Below are 20,624 nucleotides of genomic sequence, written 5' to 3'. Positions count from 1 at the left end.
GCCAATGCTGAAACAAAAAACGCTGAAAGATAGCTTTTCACTGAGCGGGAAAGGTCTTCACACTGGACTTGACCTCACTGTTACATTTAATCCTGCTCCGGACAATCATGGATACAAAATCCAGCGTATTGACGTAGAAGGCCAACCAACTATCGATGCAGTAGCCGACAACGTGACAGAAACCACCCGTGGTACTGTGCTGTCGAAGAATGGAGTCAAAGTAAGCACCGTTGAACATGGTATGGCAGCCCTTTACGCATTGGGCATTGATAACTGCCTTATCCAGGTAAACGGCCCGGAGTTTCCGATTTTAGATGGTAGTGCACAATATTATGTACAAGAAATAGAACGTGTAGGAACAGTAGAGCAGAATGCTGTCAAGGACTTTTATATCATCAAGTCAAAGATTGAATTCCGTGACGAGTCGACAGGTTCTTCCATCATTGTATTGCCGGACGAAAATTTTAGCCTGAATGTACTGGTTTCTTATGATTCGACCATCATCCCGAACCAGTTTGCTACACTTGAAGACATGCATAAATTCAAAGACGAAGTGGCTGCCAGCCGTACATTCGTCTTTGTTCGCGAAATAGAACCGCTTCTCTCTGCGGGATTGATTAAAGGGGGCGACCTGGACAATGCTATCGTAATCTACGAACGTAAGATGTCTCAGGAAAGCTTCGACAAGTTGGCAGACGTTATGGGAGTTCCTCATATGGACGCCAATGAGTTAGGCTATATTAACCACAAACCGTTGGTCTGGGCGAATGAATGTGCCCGTCACAAATTACTGGATGTTATCGGCGACCTCGCTTTAATCGGCAAACCGATTAAAGGGCGTATCATCGCTACCCGTCCCGGGCATACTATCAATAACAAGTTTGCCCGTCAGATGCGGAAAGAAATTCGTTTGCACGATATTCAGGCACCAAGCTATGACTGTAACCGCGAGCCAGTGATGGATGTTAACCGTATCCGCGAACTGTTGCCGCATCGCTATCCTTTCCAACTGGTAGATAAAGTGATTGAAATCGGTGCCAACTATATAGTAGGTGTAAAAAATATAACTGCCAATGAGCCTTTCTTCCAAGGACATTTCCCACAAGAGCCCGTTATGCCGGGTGTGCTTCAAGTAGAAGCAATGGCACAAGTAGGCGGTTTGCTTGTTCTCAACTCTGTTGACGAACCGGAGCGTTACTCTACTTATTTTATGAAAATAGACGGTGTGAAGTTCCGCCAGAAAGTAGTGCCGGGAGACACATTAGTTTTCCGTGTAGAAATGCTTGCTCCAATCCGCCGCGGCATCTCCACTATGAAAGGCTATGCTTTCGTTGGGGAAAAAGTAGTTTGCGAAGCTGAATTCATGGCACAAATAGTAAAAAACAAGTAATCAACAATTGGAAATTCAAATGATAAGTCCTTTAGCGTATGTTCATCCTGAAGCTAAAATCGGGGAAAATGTAGAAATTGCGCCTTTTGTATTTATAGATAAAAACGTGGTTATCGGCGACAACAATAAAATTATGGCTAATGCCAACATTTTATACGGCTCACGTATCGGTAACGGAAATACAATTTTTCCGGGTGCCGTTATCGGTGCCATTCCGCAAGACCTTAAATTTCAAGGAGAAGAATCAACAGCCGAAATCGGAGACAATAACCTGATTCGCGAGAACGTGACAATTAACCGTGGTACGGCAGCTAAAGGGCGCACGATTGTAGGAAATAACAACTTACTGATGGAAAGCGTGCACGTGGCACATGATGCTTTAGTCGGTAACGGATGTATCATCGGTAACTCTACCAAGATGGCCGGTGAGATCGTAATTGATGATAACGCTATTATCAGTGGCGGTGTACTAATGCATCAATTCTGTCATGTAGGCAGTTATGTAATGATTCAAGGTGGTTCCCGTTTCAGTAAGGACATTCCTCCCTACATCATTGCAGGACGCGAACCAATCGCTTTCAGCGGAATCAACATTATCGGCTTGCGTCGTCGTGGTTTTACCAATGAAGTGATTGAAAGTATTCACAATGCCTATCGTATCATCTACCAAAGTGGATTGAACACGACAGAAGCATTAAAGAAAATTGAAGATGAATTCGAGAAGAGTCCTGAAATCGACTACATCATCGACTTCATCCGTAATTCAGAACGTGGTATAATTAAATAAACAGTTCAAAATAGTCATATTATGATATACAGATTTACTATCATATCTGATGAAGTTGACGATTTTGTCAGAGAAATACAAATTGATCCGGAAGCTACTTTTTTAGACTTCCATGAGACAATCGTAAAATCAGTTGGGTATACAAACGACCAGATGACTTCTTTCTTTATCTGCGACGATGATTGGGAGAAAGAAAAGGAAGTGACTTTGGAAGAAATGGACGACAACCCGGAAATGGACAGTTGGGTGATGAAAGAGACTCCTATCAGCGAACTGGTAGAAGATGAAAAACAGAAGTTACTGTATGTATTCGATTACATGACTGAACGTTGTTTCTTCATCGAGTTATCCGAAATCATTACCGGAAAAGAAATGACCGGCGCTAAATGCACCAAGAAATCAGGAGATGCTCCCAAACAGACTGTCGATTTTGAAGAAATGGCTGCCGCCGGTGGTTCTCTCGACTTGGACGAAAACTTCTATGGCGACCAGGATTTCGATATGGAAGACTTCGATCAGGAAGGATTCGATATTGGTGGCGACGCAGGCGGATCATTCGAAGAATAGAAATTTTAAATAGCAAGTATCAAGTATTAGGTATTAATTGCTATGCAGCGCCAGGCAGTTAATACCTACTATTTTTTAGCTCACACTTTAATACTTAATACCTGATACTTAATACTTAAAATCCATGCCTACTCTCATTGTTCTTATAGGTCCTACCGGCGTAGGGAAAACCGAATTGAGTCTACGGATAGCAGAGAATTTCCAGACAAGCATTGTATCTGCTGATTCGAGACAGCTTTATGCCGAATTAAAAATAGGTACGGCAGCACCTACTCCCGAACAACTGGCACGTGTGCCCCATCACTTAGTCGGCACGCTCCATCTTACAGACTATTACAGTGCCGCCCAATATGAAGCGGAAGCACTGGAAATACTTGAAAAGTTATTTATCGAACATGAAGTTGTGGTTCTTACCGGCGGCTCGATGATGTATGTCGATGCTATCTGCAAAGGTATTGACGATATTCCTACCGTCGATGCGGAAACTCGTCAACTCATGTTGCAGAAATATGAGGAAGAAGGACTTGAACAACTCTGTGCTGAACTCCGCTTATTAGACCCGGAATATTATCGTATTGTAGATTTAAAGAATCCCAAGCGAGTGATTCATGCACTGGAAATCTGCTATATGACGGGACGCACGTACACTTCTTTCCGTACGCAACAAAAGAAAGAACGCCCTTTCCGTATTATCAAAATAGGATTAACCCGCGACCGGGAAGAACTTTACGACCGCATCAACCGACGTGTAGACATGATGATGGAAGAAGGATTGCTGGAAGAAGTACGTTCCGTACTTCCCTACCGTCACCTTAACTCTCTTAATACGGTAGGATACAAAGAAATATTCAAATACTTGGATGGAGAATGGGAATTACCTTTTGCCATCGAAAAGATAAAGCAAAACTCCCGTATTTATTCACGCAAACAGATGACCTGGTTCAAACGGGATGAGGAAATACGCTGGTTCCATCCGGAACAAGAAACGGAGATACTTACATACCTCCGTCAATCTTTATCATAACCTTTCAAATATATTACTTTTCACTCACTAAACGAATAACTATCTTACCATCTACACGATCTGCCGATGCCGATTTTATAGTCTTAGCCGATATTTGCTCCAATTTACTTGCAGTAACCTCTTTTCCATCCAAGAGGTATATAACTTCTCCTTCCATATCTTTCGCAGTACTTTCAGCCAGTTGCCATGCATTAGCATAATTGAGTTGACGGTTATTCTTCATAGCCTGAAAATCTTCGTCCGTCATCATTTCTACAATAATCACTCCATCCTTTGCCTTATCTCCATAAACAGCGGTCGCCGGTTTATCTTTCAGTATAGTAATGCTTTTGATATGGTCAGGAGCTATCTTAGATAAAGCATCTTTTTCCAATGCTTCCTTACCATCAACAATAACCAAAGGCTGTTCGCCCTCTTTCACTCCATGCACAGTAATTCCATTAATAAGTCCGGTAGGTTTTGTATCTCGAACTCTTATCAGCCGACTTGTTGTTTCCGGCAATAAGTTGACTACCTCCTGTTCCATCCGCACTGACATCGTAGCAGTCACGGGAACTTTCATGGATTTATATCCGATAAAAGAAAATAGCAGGTTACCACCCTTCACTGCTTTCAAGCTGAAATGACCATTTACATCTGATATTGCGCCAGAAGTCGTATTAGGCACAATTATACTTACACCGGGTTTAGGGCGTCCCTGTTCGTCAACAACAGTACCGGTAACTTGAAAATCGGGAACTACGTTTTCTTGATTATCCACTTTAGAAAATTTAAATTGCGATGTCGTACCGGGTTTCTTTGTGGTTACGAGTATCATTCCATTTACGCCACGTTTACCATGCACTTTTATAGAAGCACTATCCTTCAAAACTGACACGCTTTCTATTATGTCCCTATCAATTTTCTCAAAATCATCCATGCTCACTTCTTTGCCATCAACCATAATTAACGGCTTCTTATTTTCCGGAAATCTGATATCTCCAAATCTTACCGGAACTGAATATTTCACAGATACAGGCACACCACGCTGCTTTCCCGGAATCCAGGCCGGCATCCCGTTCACAATTCTTTCAGCTTCTTTATTCAATACAGATTGGTCTGATTGAAGCACTTGCACATCCTTCACTTTTCCAGTCTCATCCACTGTGAAACCGACTATCACCCTTCCTCCGGCTTTACCTTTCATGTTAGAACTATCTACCTTATCTTTCAGATACTTTTTTAACGCATCTATACCACCCGGATATTCAGGCATTTGTTCCACTACTTCAAAAATGATCATTTCTTCATCATCTTTCGTTTTTGCTGTACGCTCTTCAGCATTAATATCGGTCTTACTGCCGCTATGTGACACTTTTACAGTATCTTGCAACACATTAACCGCATCTCCCAATACATTTTCTTGCATATAATTCGCCAAATCATTAACTTTGACGACAGAAATCTCTTCTACTTTTTCAGAGACTTCGGGACGGGCAAAAGCAGTTACTGCAATAGCTGCCAACGGAAGTACATACAAGTACTTCAAACGTGCCCACGGATTTGATTTTTCTTTTAACATCATAGTGATACGTTTTTTAAGTTTACTGTGATTAAAGCTGTTGGCCATAGAGTAGAGCCTTGTGCCAACGGCTTTTTTTATTAATAATAGTTGATATTCTTTCGCGTTTACTCCTTCATTGATTACAGTCTCGTCCGCTTCATACTCATGGATATTCTGCAATTCCTGTTTCAGCAACCATGCACCGGGATTGAACCACTGAAAGAAGATACAAATATCCGCCAACAATAAATCTATGGAATGACGATGTCGGATATGTGCCGCCTCGTGAATCAGAATTTCCCGCCCGTTCTCCCTCAGGTCTTTTTGACTGATAACAATATACTTCATCCAACTGAACGGAGCTATCTCCTGCTCGTGAACGACAAGCGTGACTCCATTCTCTAATTTTTCCCGTTTACCGGAATGTATTAATCTGAAAAGACAGAATAAAGAATATAGATTACGGCAGGCAAGGAATATAATGCCAGCCAGATAGACAAGCAGGACGATTTCTATCCAAGAAAAAGAAGCAGCTTCATTCACCGCTACTCCAGCCGCATCAACAGCGGTAGATTCCATTTCTGCCATCATCAACAACTGCTCGATGGTAAGCACCGTCTGTTGCACTTCAACCTGGTGATTCGTTGTTACTTCGATAAAAGGGATGAGTAGTGACAGGAATAGCACTCCCAATAAAGCAACACGATTAAAGCGATGAAAAGTCTCCTTACTAAGTAATAACCGAAAAAACAGGTAAAACAAAACAAGGCAAACGGATGATTTTAATATGTAAATGAAGAATGCTCCCATAGTATAGATTGTCGTTTTATTAATTAATCTTTCTTATCAGCCTGTTCCACTTCGTTGATGAGCCGTTTCAACTCATCCAAAGAAATATCTTCTTCTTTGACTAAAGAAGAGACAGCGCTTAAATAAGAATTATTAAAATACTTGCTAATCACATTCCGAAGCGTTCCTTTACGAAAATCTTCTTCGCTGACTACAGGATAATATTGATAGGTATTACCAAACGTATAGTGAGCCAGGAAACCTTTGTCTTCCAACCCACGCACGATAGTAGATAATGTATTGAAATGTGGTTTCGGTTCTCCATAGAAAGCCAACATTTCCTTCACGAACAATGGACCTTTTTCCCAAAAAAAGCCCATGATTTCTTCCTCTTTTACTGTTAATCCTTTCATACTTGCAACATTATTTGCTGCAAATAACGAAAAGTTTTAGTTCATAAACTAATTTTCCTAGTTAAAGTAAACTAAAGCTTATAGTTTACCCAAATAATTTGTCAACAATGAAGTTGCCGATAAAGAATAAATCGCCCATAAAAATAATGCTGAACACTAAAAAAGTAAAGCAAGTACTCCAACGGGCTCCTCCTTCTTCTTCGCCACGTTTGATACGAAGCAGGGAACTATACAGGCAATCGCCCGCAATGAACAGTACAAATAAACTCGGTATCAGGTCGCCCCATGACACCAACCAAAGATTATCCCCCTTCCCCAACAGGAAGGTCAACGCCACTGCCAACAAGAAAACAGAAGCATACTGCAAGTCTTTCCTTTTTGAATTCATAGTGGTAATATTTAAAGTCCTTTTCACAAAGATATTGAATCTCACCCAATAATCCTCATCAAAACCATACAAAAATCAGTATCACCACCTATTAAATTGTCTCAAAGAATATAGGAGAAAATGAAGCAAAAATAGTGAGGAAGGAGAAGAATAGCTAATCATCCACTTCTCCTTCGTCAGATTTCACTGGCCTATGCCCCGCTTTAGACGATTTCTTTTTCAACCGTCCGCTTTTTCTCAAAGCTTCGGCAATAATCCATTGAAGCTGCCCGTTTGTACTCCGAAACTCATCAGCCGCCCATTTTTCAATGGCTTCCATTGTTTCAGTATCCACCCGCAGAACAAAACTCTTTATTGAAGATTCTTTTTTAGCCACTTCTTTCTTACCTTCTTTTTTTATAATTTATCAATGATTCAGCGTACCCGTATTCACTACCGGCTGCGCAGCTTCATCCGCACAAAGCACCACAAGCAAATTACTTACCATGGCAGCTTTCTTGTCCTCATCCAATTCAACAATCTCTTCTTCAGAAAGTTTATGTAATGCCATGCTAACCATTGACACAGCACCCTCAACAATCTTTTCACGAGCACTGATAATAGCTGATGCCTGCTGGCGGCGCAACATAACCGCTGCAATCTCCGGAGCATAAGCCAGGTAATTAATACGGGCTTCCACTATCTCCATACCTGCCATAGCCAAGCGTTCATTCAACTTCTGTTCCAACTGTTCATTGATTTCATCACCGCCACTACGCAACGTCAATTCATCCACGTTCGCCTCGTTGTCGTCATAAGCATACAATCCAGCCACTTGGCGAAGCGCAGCATCACTTTGCACACGGACAAAATCTTCAAAAGCATTCATACGCCCGGCAACAGTCACGCTCATTTGCCCGGTTCCTTTATTATCCGCCATGGTCTGCGCATCAATTTCGAACATTGCCTTATAAGTATCTTTCAGTTTCCAGACAAGCACCAGACCAATCAAAATAGGATTACCTATCTTATCATTCACCTTAATGGGCTCCACATCCAGATTACGGGCACGTAAAGAAAGTTTTTTCTTATTCATAAAAGGATTTACCCAGAAAAATCCGTTTTCAGTAAACGTCCCTTTATAATTTCCGAAAAACACCATGAGCCGGGCTTCGTTCGGTTCTTGCGAAAAGTAGCCCGGAATCATCAGAATAGCCAATGCTATAAAGAACAATAACAAGAAAAACAGAATAATGCTTCCCTTGAAAAGCACAAAGCTCGTTACAACCAATAACGGCAACACTATCAAATTGAGGAACAAGGCTAGAAAGCCATTAATAACCGCACCATTGTACTTAAATTCTTTTGTATTCATAGCATTCATTTTTTGATATTATTTTGATATCACAAATATATCACTATTTTAATTTAAAAAGCAAGGAAAAAGAGAGTTATTTTAATTATAAACCACTTTTTTAACTAAACAGTCATGTCGGGATACTAAACAAATCTAAAAGTTAAGGAAATAAGCCGCTATCCGAATCTAAAAAAAGAGTTTGTACTTTGAGGTATTTAAGTTTATTACTATTTTTGCAGGATACGAATTTAAAACCTTTAAACTGTATAATATAAAACGATTCATAAAATGAGAAAAGTTAGTTTAGTTCTGCTCTTCTGCTTTATCTGCCTGACCGGAATGGCACAGGGTCAAAAGGCACTTGATTTAAAAGATATCACCTCCGGACGTTTCCGTCCGGAAAACATTCAGGGAGTCATCCCTACACCCGACGGTGAGCACTACACGCAGATAAACGCCGAAGGCACGCAAATCATCAAATATTCTTTCAAGACAGGCGAAAAGGTAGAAGTTATCTTCGATGTAAACACTGCACGAGAATGTAACTTCAAGAACTTCGACAGTTATCAGTTCTCACCCGACGGACAAAAATTACTGATTGCTACCAAGACAAATCCGATTTACCGGCATTCATATACAGCTGTACATTATATATACCCTTTGAAACGAAATGATAAGGGCGTTACGACAAACAACATTATTGAACGGCTGTCTGACGGCGGACCTCAACAGGTCCCCGTCTTTTCACCGGACGGCACAATGATTGCTTTTGTCCGTGACAATAACATCTTCCTTGTCAAGCTGCTCTATGGCAACAGTGAAAGCCAGGTGACTGAAGATGGCAAACAAAACTCTATCATCAATGGTATCCCCGACTGGGTGTACGAAGAAGAGTTCAGCTTCAACCGTGCTTTGGAATTCAGCGCTGACAATACGCAGATTGCCTTTATCCGTTTCGATGAATCGGCAGTCCCTTCCTACTCTTTCCCGGTATTTGCCGGAGAAGCTCCCCGCATAGACGCTCTCAAGGATTATCCGGGAGAATATACGTATAAGTATCCGAAGGCCGGCTACCCGAACTCAAAAGTAGAAGTACGCACGTATGATATCAAATCACGCGTTACCCGCACCATGAAACTTCCGCTGGATGCAGATGGATATATCCCCCGCATCCGCTTTACCAAAGATGCCAACAAACTGGCAATCATGACGCTGAACCGTCATCAAGACCGTTTCGACCTTTACTTTGCCGACCCTCGTTCCACGCTTTGCAAACTGGTATTGCGTGACGAATCTCCTTATTATATTAAAGAGAACACCTTCGATAACATCGAATTCTACCCCGAATACTTCAGCCTGCTCAGTGAGCGCGATGGTTATAGCCACCTTTACTGGTATAGCATGGGGGGCAATCTTATCAAAAAGGTGACGAACGGAAAGTTTGAAGTAAAAGACTTCCTGGGATATGACGAGGAAGATGGTTCTTTCTACTACACCAGCAATGAAGAAAGCCCGCTTCGCAAAGCTGTCTACAAGACAGACAAGAAAGGCAAAAAGATAAAACTGTCTCAACAAGTGGGAACGAACACCCCGCTTTTCAGCAAATCAATGAAGTATTATATGAACAAGTTCACCAACCTGAATAATCCGATGGTGGTAACATTGAACGATAACTCGGGCAAAACGCTCAAGACATTGATTACAAATGACAAGCTGAAAGAGACTTTATCAGGATATGCAGTACCGCAGAAAGAATTCTTCACCTTCCAGACTACGGATGGTGTAACCTTGAACGGTTGGATGATGAAACCCGTAGATTTCTCCGCATCGAAGAAATATCCGGTACTGATGTATCAATACAGTGGTCCCGGTTCACAGCAAGTATTGGACAACTGGGGCATTAGCTGGGAAACCTATATGGCAAGCCGCGGATTCATTGTTGTATGCGTGGATGGTCGCGGAACAGGTGGTCGTGGAGAAGCCTTTGAAAAATGCACATATCTGAAAATTGGCGTGAAAGAAGCCAAAGACCAGGTAGAAACCGCTCTTTACCTCGGCAAACAACCTTATGTAGACAAAGACCGCATCGGTATTTGGGGATGGAGCTACGGCGGATACATGACTCTTATGAGCATGAGTGAAGGAACTCCCGTATTCAAAGCAGGAGTAGCCGTTGCCGCACCGACCGACTGGCGTTTCTATGATACGGTTTATACCGAACGTTTCATGCGCACTCCGAAAGAAAACGCGGAAGGCTACAAAGCATCCTCCGCTTTCACCCGTGCCGACAAACTGCATGGTAACTTGTTGCTCGTACACGGTATGGCAGATGATAATGTACACTTCCAGAACTGTACCGAGTATGCCGAACACCTGGTTCAACTCGGAAAACAATTCGATATGCAAGTATATACCAACCGCAATCATGGAATATACGGTGGCAATACCCGCCAACACCTGTACACACGGTTGACTAACTTCTTCTTGAATAATTTGTAATGGCGGATAGAGTACGTAAGCCCGAATGGCTGAAAATCAATATCGGTGCCAACGAACGATACACCGAAACAAAACGAATCGTCGACTCCCATTGCCTGCATACCATATGCAGCAGTGGGCGTTGCCCTAATATGGGGGAATGTTGGGGAAAAGGCACTGCCACCTTTATGATTGGCGGTGACATCTGTACCCGCAGTTGCAAGTTCTGCAACACGCAGACCGGACGCCCTCATCCACTGGATATCAATGAACCTGCCCATGTAGCGGAATCCATTGCATTGATGAAGCTGGACCATGCCGTTATCACTTCCGTAGACCGGGACGACCTTCCCGATTTGGGAGCGGAACATTGGGCACGCACCATCCGCGAAATCAAACGCCTGAACCCTCAGACTACCATCGAAGTACTGATACCCGATTTTCAGGGCAGGATGGAATTGGTAGACCTCGTGATAGAAGCCTGCCCCGACATCATCTCACATAATATGGAAACCGTCCGCCGCATCAGTCCGCTGGTACGTAGCGCGGCCAACTATGATACGAGCCTGCAAGTGATCGGACGTATCTCCGCCAAAGGAGTCAAATCCAAAAGCGGTATCATGGTCGGGCTGGGAGAAACTCCCGAAGAAGTAAAAATGTTGATGGACGATCTATTAGCAGTCGGCTGCCAAATTCTTACTATAGGACAATACCTGCAACCCAGTCACCGTCATTATCCCGTAGCGGAATATGTGACTCCACAACAATTCGCAAAATACAAGACCATCGGTTTAGAAAAAGGATTTAACATCGTAGAGAGCGCCCCCCTTGTTCGTTCATCCTACCATGCAGAGAAACATACCCGTTAGCAAACAAAACACAGACACTATTTGTTTTATAAGTAGAACCGACAAATAAACATAAAGTAGAGATGGATCATAAAGGAATACTTTCTTCCGCATTCAACATGTCACTGGGATTTATCCCCGTTATTATTTCCATTTTATTGTGTGAACTTATAACGCAAGACACGGCCATTTATATCGGTACAGGTATAGGTATCGTAGGTATATATCTTTCCCACCAACGAAAGGGAATACTAATTCCTAACTTTATCCTATATATTGCGACCGGAATACTGGCACTAGTATCATTAGCCGCACTTATTCCCGGTGATTATGTTCCGGCTGGCGCACTTCCCATTACATTGGAAGTCAGCATCCTCATTCCCATGCTGATACTTTATATGCACAAGAAAAGGTTTATCAACCACTTCCTGAAGCAGATAGGTTCCTGTAACAAACGCCTGTACGCACAAGGAGCGGAAGCTGCCATCGTATCGGCACGCATCGCTTTAATCTTCGGCGTACTGCATTTTATCATTATCAGCATCGTTGTTGTCTTCCAAGACCCGCTGGGACAGACAAGCGTGCTTATTCTCTATAAGATACTGCCCCCTGCTATCTTTATACTAAGCATCCTGTTCAATCAGATTGCTATCCGTTTCTTTAATCACCTGATGTCTCACACGGAATACGTGCCGATCGTCAATACCAAAGGAGATGTGATTGGAAAAACACCTGCCATTGAAGCAATCAATTACAAGAATGCCTATATCAATCCGGTGATAAGAATCGCCGTGTCTACACACGGTATGTTATTCCTTTGTGACAGACCGTCAACAGCCATCCTGGACAAGAATAAGGTGGATATTCCAATGGAATGTTATCTCCGTTACGGAGAATCCCTGACAGCAGGCGCTACCCGTCTGATGAACAACGCACTCCCCCATGTCGAAGACATAAAACCGGAGTTCAACATCGCCTATCACTTCGAAAACGAAGTGACGAACCGCCTTATCTACTTGTTCATAGTCGATCTGGACGACGATTCCGTTCTCTGTACGCCCCGTTTTAAGAACAGCAAGTTGTGGAATTTCAAGCAGATAGAGGAGAACTTAGGCAAAAACTTCTTCAGCAGTTGCTTTGAAGACGAATACGAACATCTGAAAAATGTTATTTGTATAAGAGAAAAATACAAGGAATCTTAGACAAATCGGGCACGTGTCCTTTCCAGTCTTTCACCGTACGCGTCTGTATATATTCTCCTTCGCAAGTGATATTGGCAGCAATACACAGCTTTGTCTGCGGACGACAGCTCTGTAGGATATCTTCCACCATTTTATGATTCCGGTAAGGTGTCTCTATAAAGAGTTGCGTCTGATTCTCGGCATACACACGCTGTTCCAATGCCTTTAACTTCTTACCACGTTCTCCCGGTTCAATCGGCAGATAACCGTGAAACGCGAAACTCTGACCATTAAAGCCCGAGCCCATCACGGAAAGAATAATAGAAGAGGGTCCGACCAACGGAACCACCTTCAGCTTTTTGCGCTGCGCAATAGCCACTACATCCGCACCCGGATCGGCAACAGCCGGACAACCCGCTTCGGATATAACTCCCATAGAAGCACCATTCACCAAAGGTTTCAGATAACCGGAAATATCTTCGGGCGAAGTATGCTTGTTCAACGGATAGAACGTCAGCGCATCAATATCAATCTCCCTGTCCACCTTCTTCAGGAAGCGGCGGGCTGAACGGACATCTTCGACAATAAAATAACGGATACCGGAGATAATCTCCTTATTATAAGAAGGCAATACCTTTTCAACAGACGTATCACCCAAAGTCACGGGCAACAAATAAAGGGCAGTTTCCACTTTTTAAATTGAGAATTGAGAATTAAAAATTGAGAAATAAGAAAGAGAAACGATTCAGGAAGCCAAATAGTTGGATTCACTCAGCATTGTATGATAGTCCGTAAATTCCAGAAGGTCTTTCAGCTTCATGTCTTTATGCTTTTTCATATATGAAGCGACGATTCTCGCGCCTACCCACGTACCTATCAATGCAGGAGCCTGGCTACCTAACATTTCAACAGCCGGAGCAGGTTTCATATAATAACGAAACACCATCGGGTCGCGTGCGTTCAAATGGTCATTTGAGCAGATATAATCCCAAATCGCCTGTTCATTTTCCTTGCACCAGGCATTCTCTTCTTTCGAATACCCCATCGCTTCACCTATATTATTATATCCTAATAAGCTCTGCACCACATAATTGATTTTTCCGGAGTGCATCATCAGGTCGACAAGACAAGTCCCTTCATGGTAATTCATACCATAACGGCTCAAAAGATAAAAAGCGAAACAATCCGGCACAATTCGCTCAGGACGCATGGAGCGGCATTGGTAATCGTAATAAAAACGCTTGTAAAGAGGATAATCCTCTCCCATATATTTATCAAGGCTGATACCGAGCAAGGAATCAACCAGGATAATAGATTCGTTGAACGCAGATACCTGCGAATAGATAAACGGCACTTTCGTATCGGGAACTTCCTTCTTCAGTTTCTTGAACCCCTTGGTCAGTCCCTTTTCCACTTCATCCAAATTAGGGAATTTAGCTTCCACGTCCCCCATCAGACGAACCAGTGTCGTATCCGAATAGAATTTTTGCAGCCGTTGGGAGATAGTATCATCCTTCACCGTACCGATGGCCAACACATCTTCAATCAGAATCTTTGTCGGCATACGATAATCCATCGTCAACTTCTGCATAGCAGAAAAGCTGTTGGAGCGAACATATTCGCCCAACAGCTTATCGTATCTTAGAACAGAAATCTCCTCTTCCTTCTGCTCCGTACCGTTTCCTGTGCTTAACCCACAGGAGGTGAAAAGCATACTTATTACTATTATAAGAAGAGAAATCTGTAGTTTCATAATGTATTAACCGTAAATGATGTTACCATTTTCGTCCATGTACTCATCGAGTCCTTTCTCGTAAGTAGCCATCGCACGAAGACTCATACCTACGCTGGAGAATCCGCCGTCGTGGAAGAGGTTCTGCATGGTCACCTTGCGGGTGAGGTCGGAGAACATCACGATGCAATAATCGGCACATTCGTCGGCAGTCGCGTTTCCAAGCGGAGACATACGGTTGGAGAAGTCGAACAGTTTGTCCATACCCTTCACACCCGAACCGGCTGTTGTAAATGTAGGTGATTGTGAAATAGTGTTCACACGTACGCTACGTTCGCGTCCGTAGATATAACCGAAGCTACGTGCAATAGATTCCAGCAATGCCTTCGCATCCGCCATATCATTGTAGCCGTAGAAAGTACGTTGAGCAGCGACATAGCTCAATGCAACGATTGAACCGTAATCTGCAATAGCATTCAGTTTCTTGGCAGACTGAATCATTTTGTGGAATGAAACAGCCGAAATATCTAATGTCTTATCCAACATTCCATAGTCAAGGTCATCGTAAGTACGTTTCTTGCGCACGTTGGGAGACATACCGATAGAATGGAGCACAAAGTCTATTTGTCCACCCAGTATATCCATTGAGGTTTTGAATACATTCATCAGGTCCTCTACGCTGGTAGCGTCTGCCGGAACAATCTGGCAATTCAGTTTTTCGGCCAAAGCATCGACTTCACCCATACGGATAGCCATCGGAGTATTTGATAATGTAATAGTCGCACCTTCTTCTACAGCACGTTCAGCCACTTTCCAAGCAATGGACTGGTCATTCAACGCACCGAAGATAATACCTCTTTTTCCTTTCAACAAGTTGTAACTCATATCTTTTAATAGTTAAATTTTGTGCAAAGATAGCATCTTTCTGCATAAAATCATGAGAAGTGTGCAAATAATAGACAGAAATGACAAAAAATACACGTATTCTATCAATTAGTCCACATCCCTTTGGGGGTTCGCTCCTATCTTTGCATTCGATAATTAAGAGGTTTTTTCATAATATTTATTTAAGGTTAGAATTAGGTTAACATGAATTCGTCTTATTCCTCTCCTGCAGGCCGCCTGCGACAGATAGCCTGCGGAAGGACATAAGAATTATGAAAGACACCCTCATTAATATCCACGAAATACCATTGAAAACAATAAATGTATAACCCTATAGAAAATTAGATTACTAAATGAACACATTGACAAAAAGACTCCTCTGGATGACCGTATGTTGTTTGCCGTTCGTCGCAGGATGCCAATCCGGCGAAAAGGCAGTAAGCGAAAGCACAATAGACGATGCCATTTATCAGAACTTACCTTTCGAAATGCCGAAAGTACAACAACCGGCTTTCCCTGCCTACGAGGTAAGCATTGCAGACTTCGGAGCCAAAGGGGACGGCTTGTTCCTGAATACGAAAGCTATCAACGATGCTATCAAGGACGTGAACCAACACGGCGGGGGGAAAGTGATTATCCCGGAAGGTATCTGGCTGACAGGCCCCATCGAACTGCTGAGTAATGTAAATCTTTATACAGAGCAGAACTCACTGGTGCTCTTCACCGGAGATTTCGAAGCATATCCTATCATCGCCACTTCTTTTGAAGGGCTCGAAACCCGTCGTTGCCAGTCACCGATTTCGGCACGCGACGCGGAGAATATCGCTATCACGGGATACGGCACATTCGACGGAAACGGTGATGCATGGCGTCCGGTGAAAAAAGGGAAACTGACAGCTTCGCAATGGAAGAAATTAGTAAATTCAGGCGGTGTTCTCGATGAGAAGCAAGAGATATGGTATCCCACAGCGGGTTCGCTGAAAGGAGCTATGGCTTGTAAAGACTTTAACGTGCCCGAAGGCATCAATACGGATGAAGAATGGGCTGAAATCCGTCCATGGCTGCGCCCGGTGCTGCTCAGTATCGTAAAAAGCAAGAAAGTATTGCTGGAAGGCGTGACTTTCAAAAACTCTCCGAGCTGGTGTCTGCACCCGTTGTCCTGCGAAGATTTCACCGTAAATAATATCATGGTTATCAATCCCTGGTATTCTCAGAATGGTGATGCCATCGACTTGGAATCTTGCAAGAACGCGCTGATTATCAACAGTGTGTTTGATGCGGGAGACGATGCCATCTGTATCAAATCGGGTAAGGACGAAGACGGTCGCCGTCGCGGCGAACCTTGCCAGAATGTGATTGTGAAGAATAATACGGTGTTGCACGGGCATGGCGGATTCGTTGTAGGCAGCGAAATGTCCGGCGGCGTGAAGAATATCTATGTGGAAGATTGTACATTCATGGGGACTGATGTAGGCTTGCGCTTCAAGAGTACCCGCGGACGTGGCGGTGTAGTGGAAAACATCTACATCAATAACATCAATATGATTAACATCCCGAACGAACCGTTATTGTTCGACCTCTTCTATGGTGGAAAAGGCGCAGGTGAAGAATCGGAAGAAGATTTGCTGAACCGTATGAAAACAGCCATCCCACCGGTAACGGAAGAGACTCCGGCGTTCCGCAATATACATATTTCAAATATTGTGTGCAGAGGTTCGGGACGTGCGATGTTCTTCAACGGTCTGCCGGAAATGCCGATTAGCAATATCACCGTTAAAAACGTTGTGATGACGGAAGCTACGGATGGAGTTGTCATCAGCCAGGTAGACGGAGTCACTTTGGAGAATATTCATGTAGAGTCTTCAAAAGGCAACAATATCCTGAATGTCAAGAATGCAAAGAACCTGACCGTAGATGGAAAGGTTTATGAAGAATTAGGAGCAAAAGGCGAGATTTTAAGTCTCAAATAAAGTTCAGTGAGAAAAGAAAACCACAATATCATTATATAGAGTAAAAAGCTCAAATAGCAGACTATTTTATCTTCAAAAGATAGACAGTCTGCTTTTTTTTCAGTTACTTTTGCAGGGAGAAATACGACGTATAATATCAGTCTTAGAATCATGAAGAAGAATCTTTTTATATTTGCTTTCCTTTTAGGAAGTTTTAGCCTGCCGACTTGGGCTCAGAAACAGGAGAAGACCATTACAGTAGAGGTACACAACAATTGGAACCAGGCAAAAACGGATGCTCCGGTTGTCATCAATCTACACGAACTGCACGCAGGTTTCAAAATCAAGTCTGCCGTTGTCATGGAAGGGACGAATGAGATACCATGTCAATTGGACGACTTGAACAGGGACAAAAAGATGGATGAACTCGCCTTCGTAACCAATCTTCCCGCCCGTGGCAAAAAGACTTTCCAAGTGACGCTTTCTTCGGAAAAGAGTACAAAGACTTATCCTGAACGGGTATATGCCGATATGTTCATTGCTGATTTCCGAAAAGGAAAACATCAACGTGTACAGGCAATTACCGTTCCCGGAACCAGTAATATATACAGCATGGTACGTCCTCACGGTCCGGTTTTGGAATCGGAACTGGTAGGTTATCGTCTCTACTTCAATGAGAAACAGACACCTGATATTTACGGTAAATTCAATAAAGGGTTGGAAATCAAAGAATCGCAGTTCTATCCTACGGATGCACAGTTAGCCAAAGGATTTGGTGACGATGTGCTTCGTGTGTTCGACAGTTGCGGCCCGGGTGCGTTGAAAGGTTGGGACGGACAGAAAGCAACCCATATCACCCCGGTAGAAACCCGTACGGAACGTATCATCTCTTACGGGCCGGTGCGTGCGATTGCTGAAATTGAAGTAACCGGATGGCAGTATCAGGGTGCAGAACTCGATATGATGACGCGTTACACGCTTTATGCCGGACATCGTGACCTTCACATCGAAACATTCTTCGACGAGCCGCTCGATAAAGAGATTTTCTGCACAGGGGTACAGGATATTGTAGGTGCTTCCAAATCATTCTCCGACCATAAAGGCTTGGTAGGAAGCTGGGGTACGGACTGGCCTGTAAACGACACGGTGAAGTACGCAAAAGAAACCGTAGGGTTGGGAACTTGTATCCCTCAGCGTTATGTGAAATCTGAGGAAAAAGACAAGGCAAACTTCCTCTATACAATCACCGCTCCGGGAAACAATTACTTCCAATATCATACGACTTTCACTTCCATGAAGGAAACCTTCGGATATAAGACACCGGAAGCATGGTTCGCATATCTTCGCGAATGGAAAGAAGAACTGGCTCATCCTGTGACAGTGAAAGTAAAAGACAACCACGCTGCCAAATAAAGATAACCACACCACTAAATAAGGTAGAATACAAATACAACTAAACAAAAATTACGAGGTTTCTACCAATTTTTATACGACTCTGCACAATTATTACTCCCTGTGCAGAGTCTTTTTTTCTACCTTTGCCATCGTAAGACAAGCCAACGAATCATTTATATAAAACTATTAATCGACCTATATCATGAAACGATTGACACAGACTTTAGTTCTCTGCCTGCTGACTGCCTTTCCGGCATTGGCACAGAATAACTATGTATCCGAAGTATGGGTTTCCGACCTCGGAAACGGCAAATACAAAAATCCGGTTCTTTATGCCGACTACTCCGACCCCGACGCTTGCCGCGTGGGTGATGATTTCTATATGACTTCATCCAGTTTCAACTGTCTGCCGGGATTACAGATACTACATTCCAAAGATTTGGTGAACTGGACGATTATCGGCGCGGCAGTGCCTAACGCCCTCACTCCTATCGAAACGCCGGAACGCCCGGAACACGGTAATCGTGTATGGGCTCCCGCCATCCGCCATCACGACGGTGAATTCTATATCTTTTGGGGTGACCCCGACCAGGGAGCTTTCATGGTGAAAGCCAAAGACCCGAAAGGGCCGTGGAGCGAACCAGTCTTGGTTAAAGCCGGAAAAGGAATCATCGACACCTGTCCGTTTTGGGATGAGGACGGAAAAGTATATATGGTACACGCATACGCAGGAAGCCGTGCCGGACTGAAAAGTGTAATCACCATCTGCGAACTGAACGCAGAGGCTACGAAAGCTATCACTCCTTCACGTATCATATTCGACGGTCACGAAGCGCATCAGACTTGCGAAGGCCCCAAAATGTATAAGAGAAATGACTATTACTATATTTTCCATCCGGCAGGTGGTGTACCGACTGGCTGGCAGGTGGTTTTACGTTCCAAGAACATTTACGGCCCTTACGAATGGAAAACTGTACTCGCACAAGGCAACTCTCCCGTCAACGGTCCCCATCAGGGAGCATGGGTAGACACTCCTACGGGCGAAGACTGGTTCCTTCACTTTCAAGATGTAGGCGCTTACGGCCGTATCATGCACTTGCAACCGATGAAATGGGTGAACGACTGGCCCGTTATCGGCATTGATAAAGACGGTGACGGCTGCGGTGAACCTGTATTGACTTACAAGAAACCGAATGTAGGTAAAACATATCCTATCTGTACTCCGCAGGAAAGCGATGAATTCGACGGCTACACGTTGTCCCCACAGTGGCAATGGCACGCCAACATTAATGAAAAATGGGCATATTATGCAGGAGACAAGAGTTATGTCAGATTATACTCTTATCCGGTGGTAGAAGATTATAAGAACCTGTGGGATGTAGCTAACCTCTTATTACAGAAAACTCCTTCCGACAATTTCACCGCAACAATGAAACTCACGTTCACTCCTAATCAAAAGAATAAAGGCGAGCGAACCGGACTGGTCGTTATGGGCAGGGATTATGCCGGACTGGTTTTAGAAAATACAGACAAAGGGCTTGTTTTGTCGCAAGTAGAGTGTAAAAGGGCGGACAAGGGAAAACCGGAAGAAGTGAAAGCTGCCGTTGACCTTTCCCAGAACACGGTTTATCTGAAAGTACGTTTCAGTTGTGACGGAAAGAAAATCAAAGCCAGCGAAGGCGGACACGACCTTATTGTAATGTGTAATTTCAGTTATAGTCTTGACGGAAAGAAATTCGAATCACTCGGTGCTCCTTTCCAGGCAAGAGAAGGACAATGGATTGGCGCTAAAGTTGGTATGTTCTGCACGCGTCCGGCTATTAAAACGAATGACGGCGGTTGGGCAGACGTGGATTGGTTCCGCATTACGAAGAGGTAAAAAAGAGTAACCAAATACTAAAAAGACGTCCCTGCACCAT

The 20,624-nt window shown here is 43.4% G+C and carries 18 protein-coding genes; 10 read left to right on the top strand and 8 right to left on the bottom strand.

The window, feature by feature from the left end; genetic code table 11:
• Positions 1–4: 4 nt before the first annotated feature.
• The 4 genes from BacF7301_RS10835 (at position 5) to miaA (ending at position 3,768) form a co-directional block, all read left to right on the top strand.
• Positions 5–1,390 (top strand): bifunctional UDP-3-O-[3-hydroxymyristoyl] N-acetylglucosamine deacetylase/3-hydroxyacyl-ACP dehydratase, encoded by a 1,386-nt coding sequence (locus BacF7301_RS10835; RefSeq protein ID WP_167962677.1) that lies wholly within the window; start codon positions 5–7, stop codon positions 1,388–1,390.
• 19 nt (positions 1,391–1,409) lie between these two features.
• The gene (gene lpxA, locus BacF7301_RS10830; RefSeq protein WP_167962675.1) at positions 1,410–2,177 is read left to right on the top strand and encodes an acyl-ACP--UDP-N-acetylglucosamine O-acyltransferase; all 768 of its coding nucleotides are present in this window, start codon (positions 1,410–1,412) and stop codon (positions 2,175–2,177) included.
• Between the two features lie 21 nt (positions 2,178–2,198).
• Positions 2,199–2,744: an IS1096 element passenger TnpR family protein gene (locus BacF7301_RS10825; RefSeq protein ID WP_167962673.1), complete on the top strand. Its 546-nt coding sequence runs from the start codon at positions 2,199–2,201 to the stop codon at positions 2,742–2,744.
• Between the two features lie 124 nt (positions 2,745–2,868).
• Positions 2,869–3,768: a tRNA (adenosine(37)-N6)-dimethylallyltransferase MiaA gene (gene miaA, locus BacF7301_RS10820; RefSeq protein ID WP_167962671.1), complete on the top strand. Its 900-nt coding sequence runs from the start codon at positions 2,869–2,871 to the stop codon at positions 3,766–3,768.
• 13 nt (positions 3,769–3,781) lie between these two features.
• Here miaA and BacF7301_RS10815 read toward each other — a convergent pair whose 3' ends face one another.
• The 5 genes from BacF7301_RS10815 to BacF7301_RS10795 form a co-directional block, all read right to left on the bottom strand.
• A complete protein-coding gene (locus BacF7301_RS10815; RefSeq protein ID WP_369805649.1) occupies positions 3,782–6,121 on the bottom strand; it encodes a TonB family protein in 2,340 nt (779 codons plus the stop codon).
• 23 nt (positions 6,122–6,144) lie between these two features.
• Positions 6,145–6,513: a BlaI/MecI/CopY family transcriptional regulator gene (locus BacF7301_RS10810; protein ID WP_167962669.1), complete on the bottom strand. Its 369-nt coding sequence runs from the start codon at positions 6,511–6,513 to the stop codon at positions 6,145–6,147.
• 85 nt (positions 6,514–6,598) lie between these two features.
• Positions 6,599–6,901: a G protein-coupled receptor family protein gene (locus BacF7301_RS10805; RefSeq protein ID WP_167962667.1), complete on the bottom strand. Its 303-nt coding sequence runs from the start codon at positions 6,899–6,901 to the stop codon at positions 6,599–6,601.
• Between the two features lie 154 nt (positions 6,902–7,055).
• Positions 7,056–7,277 carry a type II toxin-antitoxin system antitoxin gene (locus BacF7301_RS10800; protein ID WP_167962665.1) on the bottom strand — a complete coding sequence of 74 codons (222 nt, stop codon included), beginning with the start codon at positions 7,275–7,277 and terminating at the stop codon, positions 7,056–7,058.
• A gap of 30 nt (positions 7,278–7,307) precedes the next feature.
• Positions 7,308–8,255 (bottom strand): SPFH domain-containing protein, encoded by a 948-nt coding sequence (locus BacF7301_RS10795; protein WP_167962663.1) that lies wholly within the window; start codon positions 8,253–8,255, stop codon positions 7,308–7,310.
• Positions 8,256–8,525: 270 nt separating this feature from the next.
• Here BacF7301_RS10795 and BacF7301_RS10790 point away from each other — a divergent pair, with 270 nt between their 5' ends.
• The 3 genes from BacF7301_RS10790 (at position 8,526) to BacF7301_RS10780 (ending at position 12,765) form a co-directional block, all read left to right on the top strand.
• Positions 8,526–10,736: a S9 family peptidase gene (locus BacF7301_RS10790; RefSeq protein ID WP_167962661.1), complete on the top strand. Its 2,211-nt coding sequence runs from the start codon at positions 8,526–8,528 to the stop codon at positions 10,734–10,736.
• Entirely contained in the window at positions 10,736–11,584 is an 849-nt protein-coding gene (gene lipA, locus BacF7301_RS10785) for a lipoyl synthase (protein ID WP_167962659.1), read from the top strand. Before BacF7301_RS10790 ends, lipA begins: the two co-directional genes overlap by 1 nt.
• Before the next feature lie 62 nt (positions 11,585–11,646).
• Positions 11,647–12,765, top strand: a complete 1,119-nt coding sequence (locus BacF7301_RS10780; protein ID WP_167962657.1) for a hypothetical protein — start codon at positions 11,647–11,649, stop codon at positions 12,763–12,765.
• Here BacF7301_RS10780 and BacF7301_RS10775 read toward each other — a convergent pair.
• From BacF7301_RS10775 to BacF7301_RS10765, 3 genes are read right to left on the bottom strand one after another with little or no spacing between them, the layout of a single operon-like run.
• Positions 12,731–13,435, bottom strand: coding sequence for an SAM-dependent methyltransferase (locus BacF7301_RS10775; protein WP_167962655.1), 705 nt, complete (start codon positions 13,433–13,435; stop codon positions 12,731–12,733). The two genes, BacF7301_RS10780 and BacF7301_RS10775, sit on opposite strands and share 35 nt — an antisense overlap.
• Before the next feature lie 54 nt (positions 13,436–13,489).
• Positions 13,490–14,497, bottom strand: a complete 1,008-nt coding sequence (locus BacF7301_RS10770) for a gliding motility protein GldB-related protein (RefSeq protein ID WP_167962654.1) — start codon at positions 14,495–14,497, stop codon at positions 13,490–13,492.
• A gap of 6 nt (positions 14,498–14,503) precedes the next feature.
• Entirely contained in the window at positions 14,504–15,361 is an 858-nt protein-coding gene (locus BacF7301_RS10765; protein ID WP_167962652.1) for an enoyl-ACP reductase FabI, read from the bottom strand.
• 353 nt (positions 15,362–15,714) lie between these two features.
• On the opposite strand from BacF7301_RS10765, the gene BacF7301_RS10760 reads away from it, so the two are divergent.
• The 3 genes from BacF7301_RS10760 (at position 15,715) to BacF7301_RS10750 (ending at position 20,584) form a co-directional block, all read left to right on the top strand.
• Complete coding sequence (locus tag BacF7301_RS10760; protein WP_167962650.1) at positions 15,715–17,331, top strand: glycoside hydrolase family 28 protein; 1,617 nt, start codon at positions 15,715–15,717, stop codon at positions 17,329–17,331.
• A gap of 150 nt (positions 17,332–17,481) precedes the next feature.
• On the top strand, positions 17,482–18,723 hold the full coding sequence (locus tag BacF7301_RS10755) for a DUF4861 domain-containing protein (protein ID WP_167962648.1): 1,242 nt from the start codon (positions 17,482–17,484) through the stop codon (positions 18,721–18,723).
• A gap of 184 nt (positions 18,724–18,907) precedes the next feature.
• On the top strand, positions 18,908–20,584 hold the full coding sequence (locus BacF7301_RS10750; protein WP_167962646.1) for a glycoside hydrolase family 43 protein: 1,677 nt from the start codon (positions 18,908–18,910) through the stop codon (positions 20,582–20,584).
• Positions 20,585–20,624 lie beyond the last annotated feature (40 nt).

The organism is Bacteroides faecium, from assembly GCF_012113595.1.
In the GTDB taxonomy this organism is placed as follows: Bacteria; Bacteroidota; Bacteroidia; order Bacteroidales; family Bacteroidaceae; genus Bacteroides; species Bacteroides faecium.
This window is presented reverse-complemented; position numbering and strand designations above follow the sequence as displayed.

Bases quoted from the DNA above. Each gene is read 5' to 3' on its own strand.
- BacF7301_RS10790 (WP_167962661.1), top strand. From the start codon at position 8,526: ATGAGAAAAGTTAGTTTAGTTCTGCTCTTCTGCTTTATCTGCCTGACC.
- lpxA (WP_167962675.1), top strand. From the start codon at position 1,410: ATGATAAGTCCTTTAGCGTATGTTCATCCTGAAGCTAAAATCGGGGAA.
- BacF7301_RS10760 (WP_167962650.1), top strand. From the start codon at position 15,715: ATGAACACATTGACAAAAAGACTCCTCTGGATGACCGTATGTTGTTTG.
- BacF7301_RS10835 (WP_167962677.1), top strand. From the start codon at position 5: ATGCTGAAACAAAAAACGCTGAAAGATAGCTTTTCACTGAGCGGGAAA.
- BacF7301_RS10810 (WP_167962669.1), bottom strand. From the start codon at position 6,513: ATGAAAGGATTAACAGTAAAAGAGGAAGAAATCATGGGCTTTTTTTGG.
- BacF7301_RS10805 (WP_167962667.1), bottom strand. From the start codon at position 6,901: ATGAATTCAAAAAGGAAAGACTTGCAGTATGCTTCTGTTTTCTTGTTG.
- miaA (WP_167962671.1), top strand. From the start codon at position 2,869: ATGCCTACTCTCATTGTTCTTATAGGTCCTACCGGCGTAGGGAAAACC.
- BacF7301_RS10825 (WP_167962673.1), top strand. From the start codon at position 2,199: ATGATATACAGATTTACTATCATATCTGATGAAGTTGACGATTTTGTC.
- BacF7301_RS10755 (WP_167962648.1), top strand. From the start codon at position 17,482: ATGAAGAAGAATCTTTTTATATTTGCTTTCCTTTTAGGAAGTTTTAGC.
- lipA (WP_167962659.1), top strand. From the start codon at position 10,736: ATGGCGGATAGAGTACGTAAGCCCGAATGGCTGAAAATCAATATCGGT.
- BacF7301_RS10750 (WP_167962646.1), top strand. From the start codon at position 18,908: ATGAAACGATTGACACAGACTTTAGTTCTCTGCCTGCTGACTGCCTTT.
- BacF7301_RS10770 (WP_167962654.1), bottom strand. From the start codon at position 14,497: ATGAAACTACAGATTTCTCTTCTTATAATAGTAATAAGTATGCTTTTC.
- BacF7301_RS10815 (WP_369805649.1), bottom strand. From the start codon at position 6,121: ATGGGAGCATTCTTCATTTACATATTAAAATCATCCGTTTGCCTTGTT.
- BacF7301_RS10780 (WP_167962657.1), top strand. From the start codon at position 11,647: ATGGATCATAAAGGAATACTTTCTTCCGCATTCAACATGTCACTGGGA.
- BacF7301_RS10765 (WP_167962652.1), bottom strand. From the start codon at position 15,361: ATGAGTTACAACTTGTTGAAAGGAAAAAGAGGTATTATCTTCGGTGCG.
- BacF7301_RS10795 (WP_167962663.1), bottom strand. From the start codon at position 8,255: ATGAATACAAAAGAATTTAAGTACAATGGTGCGGTTATTAATGGCTTT.